Origin of the sequence: Rhizobium sp. BK379 (genome assembly GCF_014193955.1) — a bacterium.
GTDB lineage: Bacteria > Pseudomonadota > Alphaproteobacteria > Rhizobiales > Rhizobiaceae > Rhizobium.
Map to the genome: position 1 here is coordinate 1,250,779 of NZ_JACIAD010000001.1, position 23,894 is coordinate 1,274,672.

Sequence of the window (23,894 nt, forward strand, 5' to 3'; positions counted from 1 at the left end):
ACGCGAATGCCTGCCACCCTGCCCGGACAGGACAGAGTAGCGGATCATCAGGTATAGGGATTTTTCGGCGACACTTCGATCCGGAAGCCCTGCTTCTTCAGGTCGCGAAGAAGCTCCGGAGCCGGCGGTTTCTTCAGGCAGATCATGGTCACCAGCCCCGGCGACAGCAGCCGCAGGCTGCAAGCCATATCCTGCGCATAAATGCCTGACCAGTAACCCGCCAGCCGCGCAGAAGATTTCGATTTGCTTGCGCCGCTGAGCGGCCCCCACCAGAAGCCGTTCATGGGCCGCCAGGCGATCCCGTAGTATCCGAGCGCCGTCATGATCTTGAATGTTTCCGATCGCGACAGGCGGAAGACGAAATTGCCGACAGGCTCAAACTGGTCGTAAGCATGCTCGCCGCGCAGGAAGCGCTTGATGCTTCTCTTGAGGTTTCCAAGCGGTGAATGGCCGTCCAATGGTTCGATGAGCACGACGCCCAGGCGGGAAACGCGCAGCATCTCATAGAGGCCGACGGATGGCCGCGGGAAGTGATGATAGGCTTCCTTGCACAGCACATAGTCGAATTGCTCGTCGTCGAAGGATATCTTTTCGGCGTTCTCTTCCGAATAGCCGTCGATCCAGTTTCGCCGCTTGGCAATTTCGAGCGTCGATGCGGATATGCTGGTTGCAAGAACCGATTGAACGTGCGGCCGCAGGAAATTGGCATCGGTCCCGAAGCGGCCATCGCCGACCGTCATCCAGCTCGTGCCTGCAGCGTGCCTGAGGAGAGGATTGAGCGACGCATACATCCGGTCGTGATGCAGGCAGTCGACCGTATCCTGGGCGACGTAGCGCGACGGCAGATGGCTTTCTGACGCATTGTTATCTTCATCGGAGCGATGCCGGAGATAGGTATCGCTGATGCGTGCGGAATTGGGATATTGAACTGAAACCATGGGAACCCACCCTCAACTATCAACCACGCGCACTCAAAGCGCCAGACTGTTTGCCCGGCTCACTGGACGCAAGGCCGCCCAACGCGGCCTCTTTCGCCCTAGGCCATCATCACTAGGCTACCGGCCAATAGGCACGCAGCACACATGCTCTTAAGGACAAATTCTCTAGACCGGCCACCAACCTTTGGGGGGCAAGTGTCACCCAAGGGCTTAGATGCGGCAACGTCGTGAGGGATGGCAATGCCCATCGGAAGTAGCGCCGGAGCGAGCCTGCCTGAGACTACTGCTATTCTATTCCCGCTCTACTTCCGCCTCGCGATGAAAACCGATGTCGTCATGTTCCTGGTGACGACACCGCCGAAATCACCCCTTGCGAGATCTTCCAGCGCATCCAGCAGCTCTTCCCGCTTCTCCGCCTCCAATGCCACGACATTCGAATAGGTCGCGTAGAGCCGCCGCACAGCGGGCGGATCGAGCGTCAGCGTCCACTCGAACATGACAGGCGGATCGCAATGAAATGAGGCCGCCTCGAAATCCCGGAGCCGGGCCTCGCTATCGAGCCCGTAAGGCGTCTGCGTCGTTCCCCCGCCCGATGGACTTTCGCGATGCCCCGCAAAGAGATGCGCACTCGCCTCATGGAAGGGATCGGGCCTGATATTGTCCCCGAAGACATTCCAGATCAGAGCGACCGCGCCGCCATGCCGAAGCAAGGCATGGATATGCCGCAACGCCGGAACGGCATCGAGCCAATGAAATGCCGTTGCGCTGACGACGAGATCGAAGGAGTCCGGAGCCTCGTTCAGTTCCTCGAAAGGCTGCTCGATCACCTCGAGTTCGGGGCGATGCAGCCGCGCTCGCAGGAATTCCGCAAGCCGGCTGTCCGGCTCGACCGCCAGAAGCCGCTGCGGCCCGTGATCCAGAAGATGCTCGGTAGCAAGCCCGGTTCCTGCGCCGATCTCCAGTATCGAAATACCGGATCGCAAACCCGCCCGCTGCCGCAACACCTCCCACACCGAAGATGGATAGGGTGGCCGGGCCAAGTGGTAGTTTTCAGGGCTCAGTCCAAAGGCTTGCCGGCCGAACGAACGGGCAAGGATGTCACCAGACATGACGATCTCCGCGCTGACAGCGCATAGACCTATCCCATTCCGCAAGAAAGCGCATTCACGAACCGAGCAGGGACACCACCCCGCTCGCGATATCGTAGCGCGCCGCGACGACCTTGAGCTTTCCCTCCTTGGCGGCGCCCGCAATCACGGTCGAGCTCCGGCTGATCAGCGTCGCCTGCATCTTGGCGTTGGCGTCGACGGCAGCCTCGAGATTATTGCCCGCAGCATTTACCGCAGGCCAGATCGGCGCATAGAGGGCCCCGATCTGGCCGGGCACGGCCTTTCCGTCGATCGTCGCTTTTACCGCGCCGCAATTGCTGTGGCCGAGCACCATCAGCAGCCGGGCGCCGAGAACGGCAACGCCATATTCGAGGCTGGCGATGATCTCGGGCGTGGCGATATTTCCGGCGACGCGCACGACGAAGAGCTCGCCGATGCTCTGGTCGAAGACGAACTCCACGGGCACGCGTGAATCGGCGCAGGAGAGCACCGCCGCGAAAGGTTCCTGCTTTTCCGCAGTCTTCGCCTTGAGGATCGACAGGTCTTCGTTGAGCGACTGGAGACGCCCCTCGGTAAACCGCTTGTTGCCATCCATCATCGCCTTCAGCGCTTCGTCCGGCATCATCGTACTCTGCGCCGAAACGGGCCTGGCGGATGCGACGGCAATCCCCGCCGCCATCGCCGCACCTCCCAGCGCGCTGCACAGGAAACGCCGCCGCCCCTGGTCGTCAGGCAGATCGGGACAGCTGCCGCAGCTGCAAGCCACACCGGAATATTGCTTGAAATCATGCATCTTCCCCTCCCCGGGTTGACCCCACGATTGACATGCCGAAACCCGCAGCCCGCTTGCCCATGGCAGCGCGAGCGCCGAGCTTGCGCAAGTCGCCCAAACGGGGGAGGCACGATCGGCCGTTATCGGCGGATGAATGGCGCCCCCTGCGGAATATTTCACGGCGCGAACGCCCTGGGCCTATCGGCGGCTTGTCCTTTCCATGCCCCCTGATGCATCCAAAGACACGTCGGGGATATGGGGCAGCCAATGACATCGGGCATCATTTTACTGCTGTTTCTGTCGGGCGTCGCGGGTGGCGTGATCAATGCACTCGCCGGCGGCGCGACATTGCTCACCTTCCCCGCCATGCTCGCAGCCGGCCTGCCGCCCATTACCGCCAATGCCTCGAATGCGGTAGCGATCGTGCCGGGCCATCTGCTCGCCGTCCTCGCCGACCGCGGCAAGGTACTGCCGCTCGACGCAAAACTCTGGTCGTCCGTGCTCGTCTGTCTCCTCGGCGGCGCCATCGGCGCGCTGCTGCTGCTCGCCTTGCCCGAACGGCTCTTCGTCCTGCCCGTTCCGGCCCTGATCGGCATTGCCACCCTGCTCTTCCTCTTCTCGCCGCGCATCGCCGCCTGGGCGGAAGCAAGACGCGGCGATGCCGAGCCCTCACGCGGCCTCGGCCTTTCCGTCCTCGGCCTCTCGTCGATCTATGGCGGCTTCTTCGGCGCCGGCCTCGGCGTCATCCTGACGGCGGTTCTCTCGATTGCCGACCCGGACGATATCCGCCGGGTGAAAGCCTTGAAAAACCTGCTTGCGACCTCGGTCAGCATGGCAGCCGTCGTCATCTTCATCGCCGAGCGCGCCGTCCGCTGGCCGGAGACCCTGACGATGCTGTCTGGCGCCCTGGTGGGCGGCTATCTCGGAGGCACCCTCGTGCGCGTGCTGCCGGCCATCGTGGTCCGCTGGTTCGTCATCGTCACCGGCGCTGCGATGACGATCGTCTATGCGGTCAAATACTGGAGCTGAGGCCCGTCGCTATCCTCACCCCAGCCGCCAGAACCGCTTCAACCCTTGCCACCGTTTCACGATACGGATCACGATGGGCGGCGGGATCTTCCTGGTGTCGGCCACCGTGCCATGCCGCTTGACAGGCGCTCGTGGATCGATCAGGAAGGCCACCATCACGCAGTCGCTCGCCGCCTCTGCCGTCAAAACTTCGTCCGACAGCAGCAGCCCCTGCTCGCCTTCGCCAAAGGCCTGCCCGCCGGCGAGAACCGCGCCGCTGAACACGTAGAAATACAGCTCGCACCCCTGCTTATGCGGGAACTCCGCCCGCATGCCCGCCCCCAGCCGGATATCGAAGAAGTCGATCCGGTTGCGAACGAAGAACGGCGCATCGCCGCCTTCCGGCCCGACAAGGTGCCGCCAGCAATTGGGCGCACCGTCAGGCATTGCCCCATACTGGATGCCGGGTTCGAGGTCGACTGCATCGGGCCGCACCAGGATCTGCAGCATGCGCAGCGGCGGATCGGAGGCCAGCGTCTCCTCGGAGTGCCAGAAACCGCGGCCGGCATTCATGACCATCAGATGCCCGCTGTCGCATACCAGCCGGCCCCGCGCCCTGTCTTCATGGCGCATGACGCCTTCAGGCACCCAGGAGATGATTTCGTCGTTGCGATGCTCGTGCATGGCAACGCGCCGGCCCGGATGCAGGATGGACTCGACCACCATCGCCAGCGGCCCGTGGCCATGGTCCCCAGGCTTAGGCTTTATCCATCCGGGCATGTTGACATGCGCGACGAATCCTCCCGCGTCGCGCACAACGAAGGTCCGTTCGCCCTTGAGCAGCATCGCATCCTCCTTGCCTGCAGGCGGTGACGATACCGGTCCATTAGCGCCCGGATGCAGTTCAAGGTCAATGAAGCGGGCTCTTGGCGGACGCAGGTCCCGCCTTTATTGCCGATGCTGGCCTCCTCCAAGCCTTGATATCAGTTCGGCAACCGCTTGGTCCGCACTCTGCTTCGCAGTGTCGATCACGATCGGGCTTGCGCCCCAATCCTCATAGTCGCGTGTGACGATCTCTTCCCAGCTCGGCTTTCTCAGCCCCGGAACATCGCTTGCACGCATCTCCGCCCGTCGGCGATGCTCATCCCGGTCCGAGCAGACGATTTCGATCTCGATGGCCGGCACGCCCGATTTCGCCGCAACCGACAGCCAGGCATGCCGGGTCACCTTCAGGGGATTGACCGAGTCCGCCACGACAATCTTGCCAAGCTTGAGATTGTCTTCGGCGAGCCCGTATCCGACCATGTAGCCTGCCGGGCCGACCTCCGATCTCAACATGTCCGATGCCCGTATGGCCTGCTCGATCGTGTCGATACGCAGATGGACCGCCCCAAGCTCCCTCGCCAGGGCACGCGCAATCGTCGTCTTTCCCGACCCCGGCAAACCGCCGAAAATGATCAGCATGAATAGGCACCTCCCGCTTGCTGATGAACCGCGTGAATTCGTTCTTCGATCCCAATCGGGAACCGCCCCTACCTGGCAGACTTCTGCGGCTGCCCATTCGTTGCCTCAGCCGAGGCAGCAAGAATATCGTCCAGGGCCTGACGACGGTTTGCAGCGTGGGACAATCGCCAGCGAACGGCGTCATCCGCACCATCGCCTTCCCTGATTTCGAGATCCACCGGGCTCACCGCTTCGCCGGTTTTCTGATCGATGAAACCCCAGCGTATCTCAGCGCCCGTCTTGCGATTGACGAAGGTCATGGGCGGTCCCGAAGCACCTGACATGCCGAGGCTGTCGCCGATCTGAGCGAGCACCGGCATGATGGGCGCTATCTGCCAGCCCTTTCGGGTCATGAGATATTCGAACCGTTCCGGGTTCGCCTGATAGCGCCGCCGCTCGATGAGGCCATTGGCTTCCAGGTGCTTCAGCCGGTCACTGAGCGTCGCATTGGTCACGCCCGACGACTGGCGAAAATCCTCATAGCGGCTGAGACCGCAGACGAGATCGCGCAGAATCAGCAAGCCCCACCGGTCGCCGATCGCCGCCATGACGCCGGCAATCGAGCACACCATTCCATCGAAACCCTTCGACCGCATCGGACCCTTTCCCGGCACCCGCGATATTGCCGGCACCTCTCATCATGAGAGCCACACTAGTTTGCCGGAATGACCGTTTCAAGAAAGCTCGACAGCCACGAGGCCTGCGACAAACCGGACCGGCAAACTGCTTGCCGCACAGTAACTCTTATTATAAGAGTTACAAACGTCATTGGCGAGTGACCCACTCCCATTGATCGCAGCCATGCGGGCCGATGCCCGATCGAGATCGAGCCGGATCGCTGCAGCACATCACCGGTTTTGCAAAAACGGGAGGATCTCAGATTGGCGCCGAACTCAACCCCGACCTCCATTACCCCGACGCTTGCATTTGCCGGCAGCGCGGCAGCAACAGCCCTCTGGTTCGTTGCCCTTGTCGCAATACCGGAGCTTCAGCGCTCGGACCTGTCCATCTTCGTCGCGCGCATCGCAGTCCATCTCATCGTGCTCGGCGGAACCTGGGCAGCCTTGTCGCGCACCGCCCTCACCACGTCAGAGCGGACGTGGACCTGGCTGGCGATCGCAGTTCCGCTCACCCTATGGCACGGCGCGGCCTGGATCATCGTCGCCGATGGCCTACTCCTGCCGGGAGCAGTTTCAATCCCGTTGCTGCCGCTGATGATCGTGGTGCCGACGACGGTCGTCATCACGCTCCTGTCGCGCTCGGACCGGATCGGTCAGCTGCTCGATGCCATGCCCGCCAGCTGGCTGATCGGTCTGCAGGCCTACAGGGTGATCGGCGGCCTGTTCTTCGCCAACTGGCTGGCCGGCACGGCGCCGGGCGTGTTTGCCCTTCCTGCCGGCACAGGTGACGTGATCACCGGGCTGATGGCCTTGCCGACAGCCATATTGCTTGCAAGCGGCCGGACAGGCAGCGCCCGGGCGGCTCTGTTCTGGAATCTCTTCGGCATGGCCGATCTCGTCGTCGCAGTCATGCTCGGCGCCCTCACGACGCCCGGCCCCCTGCAGCAGCTCGCCCTCGATCATCCCAACCTGACGACCGGGACCTACCCCACCGCCATCATTCCGGCCTTCACCGTGCCCACCTCTCTCGTCCTGCATGCCCTGTCACTGCGCCAATTGCTGAGGCGTACGCGTAATGGGGCAGCCCTTGCCGTGTAGCGGCGAAATATCTCCGGGCCTGAAGGCCGGAGCTACTCAGACAGGAACGCCGAGGCCCACCTTGATCCTGTCCATGGCGACGAACGTGCGAAACCGCTTCACATTGTTGTTGCCGAAGAACAGGCGCCGCGTCAGCGCTTCGTAATCGGCCATCGAGGGCACGACGATGACGAGCACGAAGTCGGCCTCGCCGGTCACGTAATAACATTGCTGGATTTCCGGAGCGGCGGCGAATTCCCGCTTCGCCGCTTCGATCTGCTCGGCCGTTTCGCTGATGACCTCGATCTCGACGAAAATGGTGATGGCCTGCCCGACGGCGGCGGGATCGAGCACGGCGATATTGGCCCTGATCACGCCTTCCTCCGTCATCCGCTTGATACGCCGCTGCACTGACGGCGCCGACAGGTTGACGGCCTCGCCGATCGTCCTTTGCGGCGTGGTATTGTCGCGCTGGAGGATCTCGAGGATCTTGCGGTCGAAGGCATCGAGCGCTGATATCGAAGGGGCAGGCATGGGCAGTCCTCATGAAACAAACTTGCAAAAACGCCCTTCAATATCAGCGCATTTTTCGCTCGCTCTGCAATATGTTTCCATGCGGAAGCAATCGAGGCCTTCATGTTCATTCTCAACACGACAAGCGATTATCGACATCCGCTCGAAGCGGCGGACGCGGAGACACTGGGCATCGCCGCTGCCACGGCCGTCGAAGACCACCTGCGCTATCGCGACGACAATGCGCCAACGCCGCTCGTCTCCCTGCCGGCGCTTGCCGCCGCGTCAGGCGTTGCCACGATCCACGTCAAGGATGAGGGAAAGCGGCTCGGGCTCGGAAGCTTCAAGGCGCTCGGCGGCGCCTATGCCGTCATCCGCCTGGTTCTGGAAGCGGCGGAAGCAAAGCTCGGACGCAAGGTCGAGATGGCAGACCTGCATGCCCCGGACCTGCGAAAACTCGCGGAGACCAGGACCTTCGCCTGCGCTACCGATGGCAATCACGGCCGCTCGGTCGCCCAGGGCGCCGCCCTTGTCGGCGCGCGCGCTGCAATTTTTGTCCATGCCGGCGTCAGCGACGAACGCGTCGCCGCAATCGCCCGCTTCGGCGCCGAGATGATCCGGGTCGATGGCAGCTATGACGATTCTGTGAGGGAAGCCGCCCGCGTCGCAAAAGAACGCGGCTGGACCGTCGTGTCCGACACGTCCTGGCCCGGCTATGAACGCATCCCCGGTCTGGTCATGCAGGGCTATACGGCGCTGGTGCGCGAGGCGCTGAAACAGATGCCGCAGCCGCCGACCCATGTCTTCATCCAGTCCGGCGTCGGCGGCATCGCCGCTGCCGTTGCCGGTCACCTGGCAATCGTGCTTGGCGCACAGCGTCCGGTCTTCACCGTCGTCGATCCCGCCCGCGCCGCCTGCCTGTTCGAAACCGCGCGCGCCGGCCGTCCCGTCACCATTGCCCATGGCGAACCGACGGTCATGGCGATGCTGGAATGCTACGAGCCCTCGCTTGTCGCCTGGCGCATCCTGTCGCGCACCGCCGATGCTTTCATGACCGTCGAAGAGGAAGACGCGGTCTCCGTCATGCGCCGGCTTGCCGAGCCCTTGGATGGAGATCCTGCCATCGTCGCCGGCGAAAGCGGTGGTGTCGGCCTTGCCGGTCTCCTGAAAGCGCTCGCCGACCCTGCGGCGAAATCCGCCCTTTCCCTTGGCCCGGATTCGCGCATCTTCGTGGTGAACACGGAAGGCGCCACCGATCCCGGCCGATATCAGGAAATCGTCGGACGCTCGCCGGATGCGGTCCTGTCGCGAGGTGCGGAATGAGCAAGACATCCATCGATGCATCGAGGCTCCTAGGCCGGCTTGCCGAACTCGGCGCGATCGGCCGCGATGCGGATGGCAGGCTGGTGCGCCTTGCCGCCTCCGACGCGGACAAGCTCGGCCGCGATCGTCTCGTCGCCTGGATCGAAGCCGCCGGACTGGAGCTCGCAATCGACCGGATCGGCAATATCTTCGGTATCTGGGTGCCCGATGGCACGCAGGATCGCGCCCCGCTTCTGCTCGGCTCGCATATAGATACCGTCATCGACGCCGGCATCTATGACGGCTGTTACGGCGTGCTCTCGGCCCTCGAAGTCATCGAAACGCTGAAGGCATCGGGCTTTGCGCCGTCCCGCCCCATCGCCCTTGCCGCCTTCACCAATGAGGAAGGCGTACGCTATGCGCCCGATATGATGGGCTCGCTCGTCTATGCCGGCGGGCTCGATGTGGAGACAGCGCTGGCGACCACGGGAACGGACGGGTCACTGCTCGGTGACGAGCTGAAGCGCATCGGCTATGCGGGCGACAGGAAACCGGGTTTCCTCACGCCGCATGCCTATATCGAACTCCATATCGAGCAGGGTCCGGTTCTGGAGCGCGAGGGTTTGTCCCTCGGCGCAGTCGAAAACCTGCAGGGCATTTCATGGCAGCGCGTGACGATCGAGGGCGACGCCAACCACGCCGGCACCACACCGATGACCATGCGGCGCGATGCCGGCCATGCGAGCGCCCGCGTCATCACCTTCCTGCGCGAGCGGGCAATGGCATCGAACACGCCGACGGTCGCGACCGTCGGCTGCATGGAATTCCAGCCGAACGCCATCAACGTCATCCCCTCGAAGGCGATTTTCACGGTCGACCTGCGCGATCCGGACGAGGACCGGCTGCGGGAGGAAGAGGCAGCCCTTGCCCGCTTCCTCGAAAGCCTGTCGGCCGAAGAGCAGGTCGCAATCTCCGTGCAGCGGCTTGCCCGCTTCGAGCCGGTCAAATTCGACGAGCGGATCGTCGCCGCGATCGAGACCGCCGCCCGAGCGCGCGCTCTGCCCTGCAGGCGCATGACCTCGGGTGCCGGCCACGATGCCCAGATGATCGCCCGCATCGCGCCATCGGCCATGATCTTCGTGCCGAGCAAGGGCGGCATCAGCCACAATCCCAGGGAATTCACCGAAAATGATGATCTTGTCGCCGGCGCCGACATCCTGCTCGATGTCGTCACCAGCCTGACGGAGGAGAAATGACAATGGATCTCGACCGACTGGCCGCCGACATGCGCGCATGGAGACGCCATCTCCATGCCTATCCGGAATTCGGCTTCGAGGAGAAGCAGACCTCGGCCTTCGTCGCCGAAAAGCTGCGCGAATTCGGCCTCGACGATGTCGCCGAAGGGATCGGCGGCACCGGTGTCGTCGGCACCCTGAAGCGCGGCAGCGGCAACCGCTCGATTGCGCTCAGAGCCGATATGGATGCGCTCCGCATCCCCGAACAGGCAGATCGGCCCCATGCTTCCCGCAATCCCGGCGTCATGCATGCCTGCGGCCATGACGGCCACACCGCCATGCTGCTCGGTGCGGCCAGAATGCTTGCCGAAGACGGCGGTTTCGACGGCACGGTGCGCTTCATCTTCCAGCCCGCGGAGGAATGGGGCAAGGGCGCGCTCGCCATGATCGAGGACGGGATTTTCGAACGCTTCCCCTTCGACGAGATCTACGGCATCCACAACCTGCCGGGCCTGCCCGTCGGCCATTTCCAGACGCGCCCGGGCGCCCTCATGTCGGCGGAAGACAATTTCGAGATCGTGCTCAAGGGCACCGGCGGCCATGCCGCCCGCCCGAACGCCACGAACGAAGTCCTGGTTGCCGCCTGCGCACTGGTCATGAACCTGCAGACCATCGTCTCTCGCCGCCTCGACCCCACCGATATCGGCGTCGTTTCCGTCACCGAACTCCTGACCGACGGCACCCGCAATGCCCTGCCCGGCCTTGCCCGCATCTTCGGCGACGCAAGGAGCTTCCACCCCGATGTCAGCGCCGAAATCGAAAAGCAGATGCGCGTGATCGCCGAAGGCACGGCGCACACCTACAACCTCTCTGCCGAGATCACCTACACACGGGAGTTCGTTCCTCTGCTGAACGACCCCGCTCTTGCGGAAGAGGCGCTCGCCGCCGCCCGTGACGTCTTCGATCCCGCCAGCATCGAGATCCGGAAGGAACCGATGACGGCTTCGGAGGATTTCGCCCGTTTCCTTGGCCTGGCACCCGGCTGCTACGTCTTCCTCGGCAATGGCGAGGATTCCGCACCGCTGCACAATCCGACCTTCGATTTCAATGATGACGGACTGCTCCACGGTGCAAGGTTGCACGCGAGCATCGTCCGCCGCCGCCTTTCACATGCTGACCGGAAATAATTGTCGGCGTCGGATCTAAAAGTGGATTGCAGAACTCTTCTTTAACGCCTAAAGCGACTCCGCCTAGTCTGTGGAGGATACGCAATGGCCACCAACGTCCGGAAATTCGCAACTCTCATCGGCCTCTTGTCCGCGATGGCGAGTGCCCCCGTATTCGCTGAGGATGGTAAGACCATCTCTGTAATCGACGACCGTGGCGTCACGGTCGAGGTTCCCGTCCAGCCCAAGCGGATCGCAGCAATTTCCTATTTCGCAGATGACGTCGCCCTTGCTCTCGGCATAAAGCCCGTGGCCAGCACCTACATGACAAAAGGGCGCGAGCCGGACTTTCTCCTCGGCATGACTGCCGGCATGAAGCAGATCGGCCAGCGGGCAAAACCCAATCTCGAGCTTCTGTCCGAAGCAAAGCCCGACCTGATCGTGGCTATCCGCCGCTACACGGTGGGCAACGCGCCGCAGCTTGAGAAGATCGCCCCCTATGTCGCCTACAATATGGAACTGCTTGATGGCAGCGATCGCGAGATCGCCGAGCTTTCGAAAATCCTCGGCAACCCGGAGCGCGGCGTTCAGTTGAACAAGCAATTCCGGGAGCATCTCGCGGACTACGCCGCCAAAGCCCCCAAGGATGTCCATCCTCGTTTCGCGATCATGTGGGGCGGCGAAACGCCGTTCGCGTTCCACACCGAAAACACCTCCGCTTCGATCCTGGCAGCCATTGGAGGCGACAATATCGCCGGCAACATGACGCCGGGTGGTGAGTTCGGCATCGATCTTAGCCTGGAAACCATGCTGGAGAAGGATCCGGAAGTCCTCTTCATCTACGATTCAGGTCCCGATCGACCGCATGAAAACAACCCGATCTGGCAGGAATTGACTGCCGTGAAGAACAAGCGGGTGTTCTATGTCGGCGACCAGTGGGTCGAAACGAACGGCCCCATCGCGCGCGAGATCGTGCTGCGCGAAGCGGCTCACTACCTCTATCCGGAGACGTTCCCGGCAGTCGACGTGCGGGCGGAAGCCGCCAAGATCATCCCGGCCGAAGCACAGAGATAACCAGTTGATCGCGACGACGATGAACGCTCGCAAATCCTCTTTTGCCATTGGGTTCGTCGTCGCCGCGACACTGCTGATTGTGCTCGCTGGCTTGCTGCCGGGCGCTAAGATGCTCTCCTTCGAAACCGTGCTGCGCGTGCTCTTTGCCCCGGATGCAAAGATCGACTCGATCCTCGTGTGGACCTTGAGATTGCCGCGTAGCCTTGCAGCCGCCGTCGCGGGCACCGGTCTTGCCGTGTCGGGCTATCTTCTGCAGTCGCTGACGCGCAATCCGCTCGCCGATCCCGGCATCACCGGCGTCACTGCGGGCGCTGTCGCGCCGATCGTCGGGTGCTTCGTTCTCCTGCCCTGGATCTCGTCTGCCTATTACCCCCTAGTTGGCCTCGCCGGCGGACTGGCTGCTGCTTCGGTCACCTTCTGGGTGGCCAGAGGCGGCAACGGACGCCCCCTGCACCTGGCGCTCGGCGGCGTCAGCGTTTCGCTCTTCCTTGGCGCAATCACGATCTATGTCCTGCTGCTCGCAGGGCCGCAGTCGACCGCCCTTCTCTTCTGGTTATCGGGAGGCTTCCAGGGCCGCACATGGTCGCACCTGGTCCATATGCTGCCGTGGATCGGCGTCGGCGTTGTCGGAGCACTATTGCTGCACCGGGTCATCGCCATGTTTGCGCTGAGCGAGCACGCGGCCGCGGCCATGGGTCTGCAGCTCGACGTCTGGAAGCCGGTCCTGCTTATTCTCGCAATCTGTCCCGTGGCCGGCGTCGCTCCGGTGGCCGGCCCGGTCGCCTTCGTCGGCCTTGCCGCCCCGCACATCGCTCGTCTTCTCAAGCCGCAGGGCACGGTCTGGGAGATCGCGCTGACGGCGGCAACTGGAGCATTTATCGTGACCTGCGCGGATCTGATTGCCCGAACGATCGCCATTCCCAAGGAATTGCCGGTCGGCATCATCACCGCGCTCCTTGGCGGGCCGGTCTTCGTCTACCTGATCCAGCGCGGCCGCCTCGACTTCCAGCGGGATGTCGCATGATCATGGCGTCCCCGGCACAGACCCGATCGGCCGCCTGGCTGCTGCCATCAGGCCTTGCGCTTGTCGTCCTGTCTCTCGTCGCCGCGGTCTTTCTGGGCGTAGTGGATATTCCTGCCGCAGATATCGCCGCCGCCCTGAGCGGACACGGGTCCCCGGAAGCCCGCTCGATCATCATCGATATCCGCCTGCCGCGGATCGTCACCGGCATATTGGCGGGCATTCAGTTCGCCGTCGCGGGCCTTCTGCTGCAAACCATCACCCGGAACCCTCTTGCAGACCCTTCCCTGATGGGTGTTTCGCAGGGCGCGACGCTGACGGTGACGATATTCCTGCTGTTCACCGTCTATATCTTCGAACCGGGCTCGAACACGCTCGCCGAACTGCCGATCGCATGGCTGCCGGCGGCCGGCCTGGCCGGCGGACTGGCGGCCGGCGGGATCATTTATCTGCTGGCCTTCCGGCTCGATCTCAGCCCTCTCCGGATCACCCTCTGCGGCATCGCGATCGGAGCGGTTCTGCATGCGCTCGCCATTGGATTGATCGCGGGCTGGGGTTCGGCGAGGATAGAAATCATTCTCGAATGGCTCTCGGGCAGTCTCTATGCCCGCACCTGGGATCACGCGCTCTTTCTCCTGCCGTTCACGATATCAGGCCTTGCCATCCTGCCCTTGATCTATCGCCCACTGGTCCTGCTGCAGCTGGATGCCTCGGTCGCCGCTTCCTTCGGCCTTTCTTACCGCAGGCAATTCTCCCTGGTGCTTCTGGTGTCCTGCGCTCTTGCGGCAAGCGCGGTCGGCGCAGTCGGCCCCATCATCTTCATCGGGCTTGTCGTCCCCCACCTCGCCCGCTTCCTGGCCGGACGCCACTTCCCGCTGGTCATTCCCCTGACGATCGTCCTCGGCGCGGTTCTCGTCACGCTTGGCGATCTCGTTGGCCGCCTCGTCGGGGGCGCCGAAGAAATCCCGATCGGCGTGGTCACCGCAATCCTCGGCGTGCCCGTTCTTCTTGCCCTTCTCCGCAAAGTTCCCTGAGATCGCCCATGCCGCTGAGCTGTTCGCAACTATCTGTTTTCTATGGCCGCCGAAAGGCACTCAGCGGCTTTCGGCTCTCCATGGAAAAAGGCGAAATCCGCGCGCTGATCGGCCCCAATGGCTCAGGCAAGAGCACCGCGCTGCAGGCGCTCGCCGGATTGATCAAACCGGCAGAAGGATCTGCCGCGATCGAGGATGTGTCGGTCGCGTCGATGTCACGGCGCGCCATCGCCAGGAAGCTTGCCTTCCTGCCGCAGCAGCCTTCGGCCCCTGACGAGATGACCATTGCGCAGCTCGTGCGCCAGGGCCGGTTTTCCCATGTCGGTCTGTTTCGCTCCTATGACGGCAGGGACGAAAAGGCCATCGAATGGGCGCTTGACAGCACCGGTCTGACGAGCCTGGCGGACAGGGCGCTGCGGGAGCTGTCCGGCGGAGAGCGCCAGCGGGCATGGATATCGGCGGCCCTTGCGCAGGAAGCCGGCATCCTGCTTCTCGATGAGCCGACCTCCTTCCTCGACATCGGCTATCAGGTGGAGATCCTCGATCTCATCCACCGCCTCAGCCGGGAAAAGGGCGTCACGATCGTCATGGCGATCCACGACATCAATCAGGCCATCGCCGTCAGCGACCGCATTTCACTTCTCGAGCGGGGAGAATTGCGTTTCGATGGTGAGCCGAGAGCGCTCGCAGAAAGCGGCCTGATCGAAAAAACGTTCCGGGTCAAAGGGCGGTTCGTCGAGGTTGATCCCGACAAGCCGCCGCATTTCGACGTCGAACTTACGCGGCTCGCCCGTCCGGGCGCTTGACGAGCCGGAAGACGATCTTGGTCTGGGTGTAGTAATCCAGCGCATCGGCAAAATCGGGTGTCCAGCCATCCTCGACGAAGGGGATGAAGCCGTCATATTCCAGCTTCCTGCCGGAAACCTGGAAGCCAGCCTTGGCAAATGCGCGTCCGTAGTCGGTGATCGAGCGATCCTGCACCACCGTGTTCGTCCGCTTGGCGACAAGCTCACGCCATTTCGGCCAAAGTGGATTGTCGGTATGGCACCCGGTCACCGCATAATAGACGCCACCCGGCTTGAGCGACTTCCAGATATCGGCAGCATGCGCATCGATGTCCTCGACGAGGTAGATGACCTCGTGGCTGATCGCCAGATCGAATTCCTCCACCCATCCGTCAAGTGTTCCGCCGACCGCATGCTGTACAGGAAGGTTGCCCTTGAGCGCTTCGGCCTTGGCGACCGACTGCTCGGCGATATCGATGCCCAGCGCCTTGCGAAACGGGCGGATGGCATGGAGGTGCCGCAGCAGACCACCCTGATTGCAGCCGAAATCGAGAACGCTTTTTTCCGAAAGGTCACGCTCGGTGATGATGTCGATGAGGTGCCGCCAGATCGGCGCATGCCCATCCGCCATCCGATCTTCTGCGTCGGGATCGACATACCAGGTGGTTATGGTTTTGCGGACATCATTGCTCATTGTTTCTCCGACGCATTTCATTCGATGCGAGGTTCATAAAGCGGCGAAGACGGCATGAAAAGGTCGGTACCCACTCCGGCTCGAATGACGTTTCGCGCCAACGCTATCAGCAGCCTTGTTCCTCACACCTGCTGCCCTAATTCCCTGACTGATTTAGGAGACAGTATGGACCAAGTTTTGAGCAAGAAGGCGAAGACCGGGGTAGAAGGCCTGGACGATATATTGGTCGGCGGATTTACACGCCGGCATGTATTCCTGCTGGAAGGTTCGCCCGGCACTGGAAAGACCACGATTGCGCTGCAATTTTTGCTTGAAGGCGCAAACCTGAATGAGCGCTGTCTCTACATAAGTCTTTCCGAGACCGAGGAAGAGTTGCGCGACAGCGCAGCCTCGCACGGGATGGAACTTGGCGACGGCATCGAAATCTTCGAACTCGTGCCACCTGAAAGCCTGCTCGATGCCGACCAGCAGCAGAGCCTTCTCTATTCGTCGGACCTGGAACTGGGCGAAACCACCAAGCTGATCTTCGAGGCCTTCGAGCGGGTTAGGCCGCAAAGGGTCGTCATCGACAGCCTCTCGGAAATCAGGCTGCTCGCCCAAAGCTCGCTGCGCTATCGCCGGCAGATCCTTGCGCTGAAGCATTTCTTCTCGCGGTCGGACGCCACGGTCCTTCTCCTCGACGACATGACCTCGGACAATCTCGACAAGACCGTCCACAGCGTCGTTCACGGGGTGATCCATCTGGAGCAGCTGGCCCCCGATTACGGCTCGGAACGCCGCCGGCTACGGGTCATCAAATATCGCGGCCAGTCCTTTCGCGGCGGCTACCATGATTTCGTCATCAAGACCGGGGGCGTCGCGGTGTTTCCGCGGCTGCGCGCGATCGAGCACAAGACGGGCTTCGACAGGACGACACTCTCGAGCGGCATCCGGGAATTCGATGATCTCCTGGGCGGCGGCCTCGAGCGCGGCTCAAGCACGCTGCTGATCGGCCCGGCCGGCACCGGCAAGAGCCTGTTTGCCCTGCAATTCGTCGATGCGGCCGTCAAGCGCGGCGAAAAGGCCGCGATCTTCATCTTTGACGAAGAGCTTGGGCTGCTCTTCACGCGGACGAAATCGATGGGTATCGACCTCGAGAAGATGAGCGACGAAGGGCTGATCCACATCGAGCAACTGGATGCGGCCGAACTCTCCCCCGGGGAGTTTGCCCAGCGTGTCCGGGACCGGGTTGCAAGCTACGACGCCAAGACCGTCGTGATCGACAGCATCAACGGCTACCAGGCATCGATGCCGCAGGAAAACGCGCTTATCCTGCACATGCACGAGCTGCTTCAATATCTGAACCGCCAGGGTGCCAACACTTTCCTCACCGTTGCCCAGCATGGCCTCGTCGGCGACATGAAGTCGCCCGTCGATGTCACCTATCTCGCCGACAGCGTGATCCTTCTGCGGTATTTCGAGGCGCTGGGAAAAGTGCGCCGGGCGATTTCCGTCGTCAAGAAACGAACCGGCAGGCATGAGGAGACCATACGGGAATTCCGGATCACGAATACCGGGCTGACCTTGGGCGGGCCGCTTTCCGGCTTCCAGGGCGTGCTTCGCGGCGTTCCGACATTCGTCGGCGAAAAACAGCCGCTTCTTCAAATGCCAGAAGAGGACAGGGACAATTCCTAGCTGGGACGCCATCGGCCTGATCCATGCCCCCATCGGGCGTGATGCGCAGATTGCCGCTTCGCTTCTGCAGGAAGCGGGTATTAAATCAAAAGCGGCGCCGGATCTTCCCTCCTTCGTCGAAAGCCTCGATGACAATGTCGCCTTTGCCATTGCCACCGAGGAGGCGTTGCGGTCAGCCGACCTTCGCGCCATCTCCGCCTGGATCGAGGAGCAGCCGAGCTGGTCAGACCTGCCGTTCATCATTCTGACCAACAGAGGCGGCGGTCCGGAGCGCAATCCCGCAGCCGCCAGGCTTTCCGAAGTCCTGGGCAATGTCAGCTTCATCGAGCGCCCGTTCCACGCAACCACCTTCATCAGCGTTGCCCGCTCCGCCATGCGCGGACGGCGACGACAGTTCGAGGCCCGCTCCCGCATGGAAGCGCTCGATGAAGGCGAGCGCCGGCTGCAGACCGCGCTGGAAGCCGGACGGCTGGGCGCATGGGAACTCGACCTTGCCTCAGGCGTGCTGACGACATCGACGACCTGCAAGGCCATTTTCGGCCGTCGCCCCGAGGAACCCTTCACCTATGACGATTTGCAGCGTTCCATTCACTCTGACGACAGGGAGCGCATGCAGGCCGCCGTGAGCAGGACCGTTGAAACCGGTGCGGACTATTCGATCGAATATCGCACGGTCTGGAGGGATGGCTCCGTCCACTGGGTCGAAATCCGGGCACAGCTCTACCGGGACCGCTCCGGCAGGGGCATCAAGCTGGTCGGAGTCTCTGCCGATATCACCGCGCGGCTGAAGGCGGAGGAACATCAGCGCCAGATCAATGAAATACTGGAGGAAAGGGTCGCCGAGCGCACACGCGAACTCGAGCAGGCCCATGCCGTGGTCATGGCGGAAGTCAGCCAGCGCGAACGCGCCGAAGAGCAGCTTCGCCAGGCCCAGAAGATGGAGGCGATCGGCCAGCTGACGGGCGGCGTGGCGCACGACTTCAACAATCTGCTGATGGCGGTCCTCGGTAATCTCGAACTGCTGCGCAAATATGTCGGAAACGATATCAGGGCCGCCCGCCTGATCGAGGGCGCCCTGCAGGGAGCAAAGCGCGGCGCCTCCCTCACCCAGAGACTGCTTGCCTTTGCCCGGCGGCAGGACCTGCACATCGATCCCGTCGACATGCGCACCCTCGTGCTCGGCATGACGGACCTGTTGAAGCGCTCCGTCGGCTCCACCATCATGATCGAAACCACGGTTCCCGATAATCTTCCCCTCGTGTCGGCAGATGCCAACCAGATCGAGCTCGCCCTCCTCAATCTCGCCGTCAACGCCCGCGATGCAATGCCGGAAGGAGGCACGATACGCATTGCGCTGAAGCAGGCGGAGCAGATTGCACCAACCGATGAACTTGCCTCCGGCAGCTACGTCGTCCTGACCGTCGCCGACCAGGGCTACGGCATGGACAAGGAAACGCTGCAAAAGGCGATCGAACCCTTCTTTTCGACCAAGGAACTCGGAAAGGGCACAGGGCTCGGCCTCTCCATGATCCACGGCCTCGCCCTGCAATTGAAGGGCGACCTGAAACTGGAGAGCACGCCCGGCAAGGGCACGACGGCCGAACTCTGGATTCCCGTCTCCACATCGGCCAGCGTCCACGCCGAGCCTGATGAGGCAATGCCCGCAGACGCGGACACGCTGTCGGGCCCGAAGCGCATATTGCTCGTCGACGACGATGTCCTGATCGCCATGAGTTCGGCAGATATGCTCACCGATCTCGGCCATGAGGTGGTCGAGGCCCACTCGGGCAAGGAAGCTCTCGAGTGCCTGGGCAGCGGCGCGGACTTCGATCTGATGATCACCGATTACTCCATGCCCGGCATGACCGGCGGAGACCTCGCCAAAGCCGCCCGCACGATCGCCCCCGGCCTGCCGATCCTCATCGCATCCGGCTATGCCGAACTCCCGCCCGGACTGGACCTCGACGTCGCCAAGCTCGGAAAGCCCTACACCCAGGATCAACTTGCGCAGGAGATCGGCAAGCTGATGGTCGCCCACTGAGCCGACGCGCATCTTGCGCACCGAATCCGGATGGCTCAATAGCCACCCGAATCCGATGTCGGGTCTAGATTACCTGTCCGACGTCGATACGGTTCCCGTCGATGTCTTCAAAGACGAAAGCACGCAGGCCATAATCCTTGTTCTGCAGGTTTTTGATGATCCTTGCGCCATGCTGCTTGCAAACCGCATGCAACGCATCGACATCGTCCACCAGCAAGTGGGCAACGTTGAAGTCCGCAGCCTTGTGAGTTTTCTGCAAGGTCAGATGCAGCTCGCCGCCATCCCGCTTCAGGATCATGAAACCGACGGGATTTCCATTTTCGAAGACTTTGTGAAAGCCGAGAACATTGGCGTAGAAGCCATAGGCTTTTTCCATGTCCTTGACGGGAATCATAGCGGCAATCCGACCGAAACGGACACCGTGATCAGCGATTTCGTTCATCGCATAACCTCTGCTTGCGAAGCCACGCTCACAGTTCAGACGGTGCTGGATCGATGTGAGGCGCTTCGATGTTGGAATGAGATGGACGGTGCCAACAGGAAAGATCTAGCGCGAAACCGCTTGCCTGAGAAGAGGCAGGGCCCATCTCTTGCCTCGCCGCAGCGCGAAACCGTGCAGAACGCCTGCTGCGTCACCATGCCGGCCATTTTGCAGAAGACGTCCCATCTCTTTCGCGCTATGAAGATTATCGATAATCCCGCCCCATTCGACACGGAGATCCCTTATGGCTTTGAAGATCCTATTCATCGGCGGCACCGGCCAGATTTCTTATCCCTGCGTCGAGCGCGCGGTCGCTGAGGGCCATCAGGTCAGCGTCTTCAACCGCGGCCTCAGGGGCGATCCGCTGCCCGCCGACGTCACCTCCATCGTCGGCGAACTGGGATCATCGGCCTATGCCGATCTCGCAAAGGCCAATTACGACGTCGTCACCCAGTTCATCGCCTTCACGCCGGATCAGATCGCCCGCGATATCGAGATCTTCTCCGGCCATTGCGGCCAGTACATCTTCATCTCGTCGGCCTCGGTCTACGAAAAGCCGGCCCGCCATTACATCATCACCGAGGAGAAGACGCCGGCGATCAACCCCTACTGGCCCTACAGCCAGGCCAAGATCGCCTGCGAGGAACTGCTGAAGCAGGCGAACAATCTCCCCTGGACGATCGTGCGCCCCAGCCACACTGTCCGCACCGGCCTACCCATCATGATGGGCGACAGCGATGTCATGGCGCGGCGCATGCTGGACGGCGAGCCGACCATCGTTGCCGGCGACGGCCACACGCCCTGGACGCTGACCCGCTCGGTCGATTTTGCCGTGCCCTTCGTCGGCCTCTTCGGCAAGCAGAAGGCCCTGCAGGACATCTTCCACATCACCAACGACCACGCCCACATCTGGGATCACATCCAGCAGGCGATCGCCCGCCTGCTCGGCGTCGAGGCGAAGATCGTGCATGTGCCGACGGATACGCTCGTCAAGTACAATCCCGAATGGATCGGCCCGCTCACCGGCGACAAGGCCTGGACCGCGATTTTCGATAATTCCAAGGTCAAGAGCGTGGCCGGCGACTTCACCTGCGCCCAAAGCCTGGACGAAATCCTGGCCGAACCGATCATGCACCTGAAGCAGCGTTTCGCGAAGGGCCGTCCGCCGAAAGGCGATTTCGACGCCCTGATCGACCGCATCTGCGCAGAGCAGAGCGCGCTCGGCCGGGCCTGACTCTCCGGACCCCGGCGCTCGTCGACAGGCGCCGGGCATCCTCTCATATCTGCGTCGAGCCGCCATCGACGCTCAGCGCGACACCCGTCACGGCAGACGCATCGCTGGAAGCAGGAAACAGCACGGCCCCTGCAACCTCATCGGCAAAGTCGCCGCTAGGGAGCATCCCTGTTACGCCTCGACTCCGCGCAGGCATTTCATGACCTCGCGTAGCCCCCGCGTCAGATGTTTGTCGCGCCGGATCACCATGCCCAGCTGGCGCACGAGCGGCGGCTGGACGGGGGACGTGACGAACCGGCCCCTGTCGCGCTTCAGGGCAAGGCCGGGAAGTACCGACCATCCGAGCCCCGCGGCAATCAGTTCCTTGATCGCCTCGACGCTGCCGAACTCCATCGCTGGTTCGCTCCTGACTCCGGCGGCAGCGAACCAGTCGTCGGTCATGCGACGCGTATTGCCGCCGTCGTAGAGCATCATGATCTTGTCCTTGAAGAATTCGGGCGTCGGCCCGTCCTGCGGCATCGCGCTGCCCTTCGGCGCCACGGCGACGAGCTCATCCGCGTAGAAGGGCTCGATTTCGATGGAGCGGCCGGAAGCCGGCAGCGTGACGACGGCGATATCGAGCGCATTGGTTTCGAGATCGCGCACCATCTCGTCGGTATTGCCGACACGCACCACGATCTCCAGACCCGGCATGCGCTTCTTGGCGGCGGCAATCGCCCGCGGCAGCAGGTGGATCGAGGCCGTGCCGCCGCTGCCGATCCGCACGCGCCCCACCGCCCCCTGCCTGTAGGGCGCCATCGCCTCCTCGGCCGCCGCACAGTCGCCGACGATCCGGCGTGCGTGGGCAAGCAGTTCGACGCCCGCCGCCGAGGGCTGCGCCCGGCGCCCGACACGCTCGATCAGCCGAACCCCCATCCGCTGTTCCAGAAGCTTGACCTGCAGGCTGACTGCCGGTTGCGTCAGCCCTGCCCTATCGGCCGCAGCGGTGAAACTCCCGAGATCGACGACGCTGACAAAGGCGGCAAGCTGGTCGAGATTCAGCATCAGAAGAATTCCTTATGGATTGCATAAAAACCATAAGCTTCCTTACAGGCGTTCGCCAGTCCATTTTCAAGGCGCCCGAGATGAATGCTGGAGATGCCCGATGGCGACTGACGTGGAACTGCCGATAACAATGGATCGCGCCCCGAGCGGCGGCATCGCCAGGCGCTGCCTGACGCGCCTTGCCCTCTATTTCAGCAAGCGCCGTGAGCGACAGGTCCTTTCCCATCTGTCCGATGATCAGCTTCGCGACATCGGCGTCAGCCCTTCCGAGGCGAGGAACGAGGTCAACAAATCATGGTTCTGGGGGTAGCGGTCGCGGTTTTGTCGCGCGGCCGGACTGGAGAAAAACGCTTTCCCCCTTATGTCTCTGCCATCAGGGAGAAAGCGACGGAGGAGCGCGCAATGCACAAGAACACGATCTGCGTCTGGTATGACAAACACGCCGAAGAGGCCGCCCGCTTCTATGCCGGGATCTTTCCGGACAGCAAGGTCGGCGCCGTCCACCGTGCCCCCGGCGATTATCCCGCCGGCCAGCAGGGAGACGTGCTGGTGGTGGAATTCACGGTTGCCGGAATCCCCTGCATCGGGCTCAATGGCGGTCCCTCGATCAAGCATAGCGAAGCCTTTTCCTTTCAGATCTCGACCGAAAATCAGGAAGAGACTGACCGCTACTGGAACGCAATCGTCGGCAATGGCGGCCAGGAAAGCGAATGCGGCTGGTGCAAGGACAAATGGGGCGTCTCCTGGCAGATCACCCCGCGCGCTCTGATGGAAGCGATGCAGGCTGGCGGAGCCGAGGCCAAGCGTGCTTTCGACGCGATGATGACCATGCGCAAGATCGACGTCGCGGCAATAGAAGCAGCCCGCCGCGGCTGAGGCCGCAATCGCAGGGTCGCAAGCGGCGCCTTTTCCCCAAGGCATCGTCTTTCCAGGCGGGGATCGCTTTGAACATGCCCGTCATGGGCATGTTGAGCTGATGCTCCGCTCGTGGCACAGTCGAAAGTGCCGCCGCCGCTCGCAAGCGCCACACCCGGCATCTTCCCCGAAATCGCGATGTTCAATCCCACGAAAACAGGAGTTTCCGATGGCCGATGCCCGATGCAGCTGCGGAGCGCTCAGATTGGCGCTGCCGGATAAACCACATGCGGTGATTGCCTGTCACTGCATCGAATGCCAGAGACGGACAGGCGCCCCTTTCGGCGCCGGTGCTTTCTATCCCGCCGCAGCCGTCACTGTGTCCGGTCTCGGCAAGCAATACACCCGCGATGCGGCAAGCGGCGGAAAGGTGCATTCCTACTTCTGTCCGAACTGCGGCTCCTCGGTCTATTGGACAGCAGACAACCTGCCCTCGATGATCGGCGTGGCTTTGGGAGCGCTGACCGACGTGAGCGAGCTCCCCGCACCCGCCAAATCGATCTTCGAGCAATCGAAACATCATTGGGTGGGTATCGACGCTGCCGGCGAGCACTTCCGGCAAGGCAGCGTCGTGCGGACGTCGAGTTGATACTTCGCCCCGCGATCTCGAGATTTCCAAAATTTCTGATTGAGATTGCAGCCGGAAGATGATTC

At 62.5% G+C, this 23,894-nt stretch carries 26 protein-coding genes; 15 read left to right on the forward strand and 11 right to left on the reverse strand.

Going from position 1 to position 23,894, the window contains the following annotated elements:
* Positions 1-47: 47 nt before the first annotated feature.
* The 3 genes from FHT93_RS06510 to FHT93_RS06520 form a co-directional block, all read right to left on the reverse strand.
* On the reverse strand, positions 48-938 hold the full coding sequence (locus FHT93_RS06510; RefSeq protein ID WP_183846759.1) for a class I SAM-dependent methyltransferase: 891 nt from the start codon (positions 936-938) through the stop codon (positions 48-50).
* 302 nt (positions 939-1,240) lie between these two features.
* The gene (locus tag FHT93_RS06515) at positions 1,241-2,047 is read right to left on the reverse strand and encodes a class I SAM-dependent methyltransferase (RefSeq protein WP_183846761.1); all 807 of its coding nucleotides are present in this window, start codon (positions 2,045-2,047) and stop codon (positions 1,241-1,243) included.
* Positions 2,048-2,102: 55 nt separating this feature from the next.
* A complete protein-coding gene (locus FHT93_RS06520) occupies positions 2,103-2,840 on the reverse strand; it encodes a carbonic anhydrase (RefSeq protein ID WP_183846763.1) in 738 nt (245 codons plus the stop codon).
* A 246-nt stretch (positions 2,841-3,086) separates the two neighbouring features.
* Here FHT93_RS06520 and FHT93_RS06525 point away from each other — a divergent pair, with 246 nt between their 5' ends.
* A complete protein-coding gene (locus FHT93_RS06525; protein WP_183846765.1) occupies positions 3,087-3,848 on the forward strand; it encodes a sulfite exporter TauE/SafE family protein in 762 nt (253 codons plus the stop codon).
* Positions 3,849-3,863: 15 nt separating this feature from the next.
* Here FHT93_RS06525 and FHT93_RS06530 read toward each other — a convergent pair whose 3' ends face one another.
* The 3 genes from FHT93_RS06530 to FHT93_RS06540 form a co-directional block, all read right to left on the reverse strand.
* Positions 3,864-4,673, reverse strand: coding sequence for a pirin family protein (locus tag FHT93_RS06530; protein WP_183846767.1), 810 nt, complete (start codon positions 4,671-4,673; stop codon positions 3,864-3,866).
* A gap of 102 nt (positions 4,674-4,775) precedes the next feature.
* Positions 4,776-5,291 carry an AAA family ATPase gene (locus FHT93_RS06535; RefSeq protein ID WP_183846769.1) on the reverse strand — a complete coding sequence of 172 codons (516 nt, stop codon included), beginning with the start codon at positions 5,289-5,291 and terminating at the stop codon, positions 4,776-4,778.
* A gap of 68 nt (positions 5,292-5,359) precedes the next feature.
* On the reverse strand, positions 5,360-5,926 hold the full coding sequence (locus FHT93_RS06540; RefSeq protein ID WP_183846771.1) for a helix-turn-helix domain-containing protein: 567 nt from the start codon (positions 5,924-5,926) through the stop codon (positions 5,360-5,362).
* Between the two features lie 285 nt (positions 5,927-6,211).
* Here FHT93_RS06540 and FHT93_RS06545 point away from each other — a divergent pair, with 285 nt between their 5' ends.
* Positions 6,212-7,048 (forward strand): hypothetical protein, encoded by an 837-nt coding sequence (locus FHT93_RS06545; protein WP_183846773.1) that lies wholly within the window; start codon positions 6,212-6,214, stop codon positions 7,046-7,048.
* A 36-nt stretch (positions 7,049-7,084) separates the two neighbouring features.
* On the opposite strand, the gene FHT93_RS06550 is transcribed toward FHT93_RS06545, so the two are convergent.
* Positions 7,085-7,561, reverse strand: a complete 477-nt coding sequence (locus tag FHT93_RS06550; RefSeq protein WP_112546919.1) for an Lrp/AsnC family transcriptional regulator — start codon at positions 7,559-7,561, stop codon at positions 7,085-7,087.
* A gap of 102 nt (positions 7,562-7,663) precedes the next feature.
* Between FHT93_RS06550 and FHT93_RS06555 the strand changes: the two genes are divergently transcribed.
* The 7 genes from FHT93_RS06555 to FHT93_RS06585 all read left to right on the forward strand — a co-directional run bounded on the left by FHT93_RS06555 (position 7,664) and on the right by FHT93_RS06585 (position 15,178).
* On the forward strand, positions 7,664-8,863 hold the full coding sequence (locus tag FHT93_RS06555; protein WP_183846775.1) for a diaminopropionate ammonia-lyase: 1,200 nt from the start codon (positions 7,664-7,666) through the stop codon (positions 8,861-8,863).
* On the forward strand, positions 8,860-10,098 hold the full coding sequence (locus tag FHT93_RS06560) for a Zn-dependent hydrolase (protein ID WP_112546918.1): 1,239 nt from the start codon (positions 8,860-8,862) through the stop codon (positions 10,096-10,098). Before FHT93_RS06555 ends, FHT93_RS06560 begins: the two co-directional genes overlap by 4 nt.
* On the forward strand, positions 10,095-11,264 hold the full coding sequence (locus FHT93_RS06565) for a M20 aminoacylase family protein (protein WP_112546917.1): 1,170 nt from the start codon (positions 10,095-10,097) through the stop codon (positions 11,262-11,264). Before FHT93_RS06560 ends, FHT93_RS06565 begins: the two co-directional genes overlap by 4 nt.
* An 84-nt stretch (positions 11,265-11,348) precedes the next feature.
* Entirely contained in the window at positions 11,349-12,317 is a 969-nt protein-coding gene (locus FHT93_RS06570) for an ABC transporter substrate-binding protein (RefSeq protein WP_113115059.1), read from the forward strand.
* Between the two features lie 19 nt (positions 12,318-12,336).
* On the forward strand, positions 12,337-13,341 hold the full coding sequence (locus tag FHT93_RS06575; protein ID WP_183847555.1) for an iron ABC transporter permease: 1,005 nt from the start codon (positions 12,337-12,339) through the stop codon (positions 13,339-13,341).
* Positions 13,338-14,372, forward strand: a complete 1,035-nt coding sequence (locus tag FHT93_RS06580; RefSeq protein ID WP_183846777.1) for an iron ABC transporter permease — start codon at positions 13,338-13,340, stop codon at positions 14,370-14,372. Before FHT93_RS06575 ends, FHT93_RS06580 begins: the two co-directional genes overlap by 4 nt.
* Before the next feature lie 8 nt (positions 14,373-14,380).
* Positions 14,381-15,178 carry an ABC transporter ATP-binding protein gene (locus FHT93_RS06585; RefSeq protein WP_183846779.1) on the forward strand — a complete coding sequence of 266 codons (798 nt, stop codon included), beginning with the start codon at positions 14,381-14,383 and terminating at the stop codon, positions 15,176-15,178.
* On the opposite strand, the gene FHT93_RS06590 is transcribed toward FHT93_RS06585, so the two are convergent.
* A complete protein-coding gene (locus FHT93_RS06590) occupies positions 15,150-15,851 on the reverse strand; it encodes a class I SAM-dependent methyltransferase (protein WP_183846781.1) in 702 nt (233 codons plus the stop codon). The two genes, FHT93_RS06585 and FHT93_RS06590, sit on opposite strands and share 29 nt — an antisense overlap.
* A gap of 165 nt (positions 15,852-16,016) precedes the next feature.
* On the opposite strand from FHT93_RS06590, the gene FHT93_RS06595 reads away from it, so the two are divergent.
* On the forward strand, positions 16,017-17,525 hold the full coding sequence (locus FHT93_RS06595; protein ID WP_018115205.1) for an ATPase domain-containing protein: 1,509 nt from the start codon (positions 16,017-16,019) through the stop codon (positions 17,523-17,525).
* Positions 17,518-19,566 carry an ATP-binding protein gene (locus FHT93_RS06600; RefSeq protein WP_183847557.1) on the forward strand — a complete coding sequence of 683 codons (2,049 nt, stop codon included), beginning with the start codon at positions 17,518-17,520 and terminating at the stop codon, positions 19,564-19,566. Before FHT93_RS06595 ends, FHT93_RS06600 begins: the two co-directional genes overlap by 8 nt.
* 64 nt (positions 19,567-19,630) lie before the next feature.
* Here the strand turns inward: FHT93_RS06600 and FHT93_RS06605 are convergent, their stop codons facing one another.
* Positions 19,631-20,008: a VOC family protein gene (locus tag FHT93_RS06605; RefSeq protein WP_018115203.1), complete on the reverse strand. Its 378-nt coding sequence runs from the start codon at positions 20,006-20,008 to the stop codon at positions 19,631-19,633.
* A 283-nt stretch (positions 20,009-20,291) separates the two neighbouring features.
* Here FHT93_RS06605 and FHT93_RS06610 point away from each other — a divergent pair, with 283 nt between their 5' ends.
* Positions 20,292-21,281 carry an SDR family oxidoreductase gene (locus tag FHT93_RS06610; RefSeq protein WP_183846783.1) on the forward strand — a complete coding sequence of 330 codons (990 nt, stop codon included), beginning with the start codon at positions 20,292-20,294 and terminating at the stop codon, positions 21,279-21,281.
* 43 nt (positions 21,282-21,324) lie between these two features.
* Here FHT93_RS06610 and FHT93_RS35890 read toward each other — a convergent pair whose 3' ends face one another.
* Together FHT93_RS35890 and FHT93_RS06620 are read right to left on the reverse strand one after the other, a co-directional pair.
* Positions 21,325-21,447: a hypothetical protein gene (locus tag FHT93_RS35890; protein ID WP_281413509.1), complete on the reverse strand. Its 123-nt coding sequence runs from the start codon at positions 21,445-21,447 to the stop codon at positions 21,325-21,327.
* A 5-nt stretch (positions 21,448-21,452) separates the two neighbouring features.
* A complete protein-coding gene (locus FHT93_RS06620) occupies positions 21,453-22,325 on the reverse strand; it encodes a LysR family transcriptional regulator (RefSeq protein WP_183846785.1) in 873 nt (290 codons plus the stop codon).
* A gap of 100 nt (positions 22,326-22,425) precedes the next feature.
* On the opposite strand from FHT93_RS06620, the gene FHT93_RS06625 reads away from it, so the two are divergent.
* The 3 genes from FHT93_RS06625 (at position 22,426) to FHT93_RS06635 (ending at position 23,829) form a co-directional block, all read left to right on the forward strand.
* Positions 22,426-22,635 carry a DUF1127 domain-containing protein gene (locus FHT93_RS06625; protein ID WP_112546908.1) on the forward strand — a complete coding sequence of 70 codons (210 nt, stop codon included), beginning with the start codon at positions 22,426-22,428 and terminating at the stop codon, positions 22,633-22,635.
* Positions 22,636-22,727: 92 nt separating this feature from the next.
* The gene (locus FHT93_RS06630; protein WP_007817690.1) at positions 22,728-23,201 is read left to right on the forward strand and encodes a VOC family protein; all 474 of its coding nucleotides are present in this window, start codon (positions 22,728-22,730) and stop codon (positions 23,199-23,201) included.
* Positions 23,202-23,409: 208 nt separating this feature from the next.
* Positions 23,410-23,829: a GFA family protein gene (locus tag FHT93_RS06635; protein ID WP_183846787.1), complete on the forward strand. Its 420-nt coding sequence runs from the start codon at positions 23,410-23,412 to the stop codon at positions 23,827-23,829.
* Positions 23,830-23,894 lie beyond the last annotated feature (65 nt).

Excerpts from the sequence above, each read along its gene's own strand:
- FHT93_RS06590 (WP_183846781.1), bottom strand. The coding sequence starts at position 15,851 with ATGAGCAATGATGTCCGCAAAACCATAACCACCTGGTATGTCGATCCC.
- FHT93_RS06620 (WP_183846785.1), bottom strand. The coding sequence starts at position 22,325 with ATGCTGAATCTCGACCAGCTTGCCGCCTTTGTCAGCGTCGTCGATCTC.
- FHT93_RS06560 (WP_112546918.1), top strand. The coding sequence starts at position 8,860 with ATGAGCAAGACATCCATCGATGCATCGAGGCTCCTAGGCCGGCTTGCC.
- FHT93_RS06510 (WP_183846759.1), bottom strand. The coding sequence starts at position 938 with ATGGTTTCAGTTCAATATCCCAATTCCGCACGCATCAGCGATACCTAT.
- FHT93_RS35890 (WP_281413509.1), bottom strand. The coding sequence starts at position 21,447 with ATGCTCCCTAGCGGCGACTTTGCCGATGAGGTTGCAGGGGCCGTGCTG.
- FHT93_RS06585 (WP_183846779.1), top strand. The coding sequence starts at position 14,381 with ATGCCGCTGAGCTGTTCGCAACTATCTGTTTTCTATGGCCGCCGAAAG.
- FHT93_RS06555 (WP_183846775.1), top strand. The coding sequence starts at position 7,664 with ATGTTCATTCTCAACACGACAAGCGATTATCGACATCCGCTCGAAGCG.
- FHT93_RS06595 (WP_018115205.1), top strand. The coding sequence starts at position 16,017 with ATGGACCAAGTTTTGAGCAAGAAGGCGAAGACCGGGGTAGAAGGCCTG.
- FHT93_RS06515 (WP_183846761.1), bottom strand. The coding sequence starts at position 2,047 with ATGTCTGGTGACATCCTTGCCCGTTCGTTCGGCCGGCAAGCCTTTGGA.
- FHT93_RS06575 (WP_183847555.1), top strand. The coding sequence starts at position 12,337 with ATGAACGCTCGCAAATCCTCTTTTGCCATTGGGTTCGTCGTCGCCGCG.
- FHT93_RS06625 (WP_112546908.1), top strand. The coding sequence starts at position 22,426 with ATGGCGACTGACGTGGAACTGCCGATAACAATGGATCGCGCCCCGAGC.
- FHT93_RS06565 (WP_112546917.1), top strand. The coding sequence starts at position 10,095 with ATGACAATGGATCTCGACCGACTGGCCGCCGACATGCGCGCATGGAGA.
- FHT93_RS06525 (WP_183846765.1), top strand. The coding sequence starts at position 3,087 with ATGACATCGGGCATCATTTTACTGCTGTTTCTGTCGGGCGTCGCGGGT.
- FHT93_RS06520 (WP_183846763.1), bottom strand. The coding sequence starts at position 2,840 with ATGCATGATTTCAAGCAATATTCCGGTGTGGCTTGCAGCTGCGGCAGC.
- FHT93_RS06630 (WP_007817690.1), top strand. The coding sequence starts at position 22,728 with ATGCACAAGAACACGATCTGCGTCTGGTATGACAAACACGCCGAAGAG.
- FHT93_RS06530 (WP_183846767.1), bottom strand. The coding sequence starts at position 4,673 with ATGCTGCTCAAGGGCGAACGGACCTTCGTTGTGCGCGACGCGGGAGGA.
- FHT93_RS06550 (WP_112546919.1), bottom strand. The coding sequence starts at position 7,561 with ATGCCTGCCCCTTCGATATCAGCGCTCGATGCCTTCGACCGCAAGATC.
- FHT93_RS06580 (WP_183846777.1), top strand. The coding sequence starts at position 13,338 with ATGATCATGGCGTCCCCGGCACAGACCCGATCGGCCGCCTGGCTGCTG.
- FHT93_RS06635 (WP_183846787.1), top strand. The coding sequence starts at position 23,410 with ATGGCCGATGCCCGATGCAGCTGCGGAGCGCTCAGATTGGCGCTGCCG.
- FHT93_RS06570 (WP_113115059.1), top strand. The coding sequence starts at position 11,349 with ATGGCCACCAACGTCCGGAAATTCGCAACTCTCATCGGCCTCTTGTCC.
- FHT93_RS06610 (WP_183846783.1), top strand. The coding sequence starts at position 20,292 with ATGGCTTTGAAGATCCTATTCATCGGCGGCACCGGCCAGATTTCTTAT.
- FHT93_RS06605 (WP_018115203.1), bottom strand. The coding sequence starts at position 20,008 with ATGAACGAAATCGCTGATCACGGTGTCCGTTTCGGTCGGATTGCCGCT.
- FHT93_RS06535 (WP_183846769.1), bottom strand. The coding sequence starts at position 5,291 with ATGCTGATCATTTTCGGCGGTTTGCCGGGGTCGGGAAAGACGACGATT.
- FHT93_RS06540 (WP_183846771.1), bottom strand. The coding sequence starts at position 5,926 with ATGCGGTCGAAGGGTTTCGATGGAATGGTGTGCTCGATTGCCGGCGTC.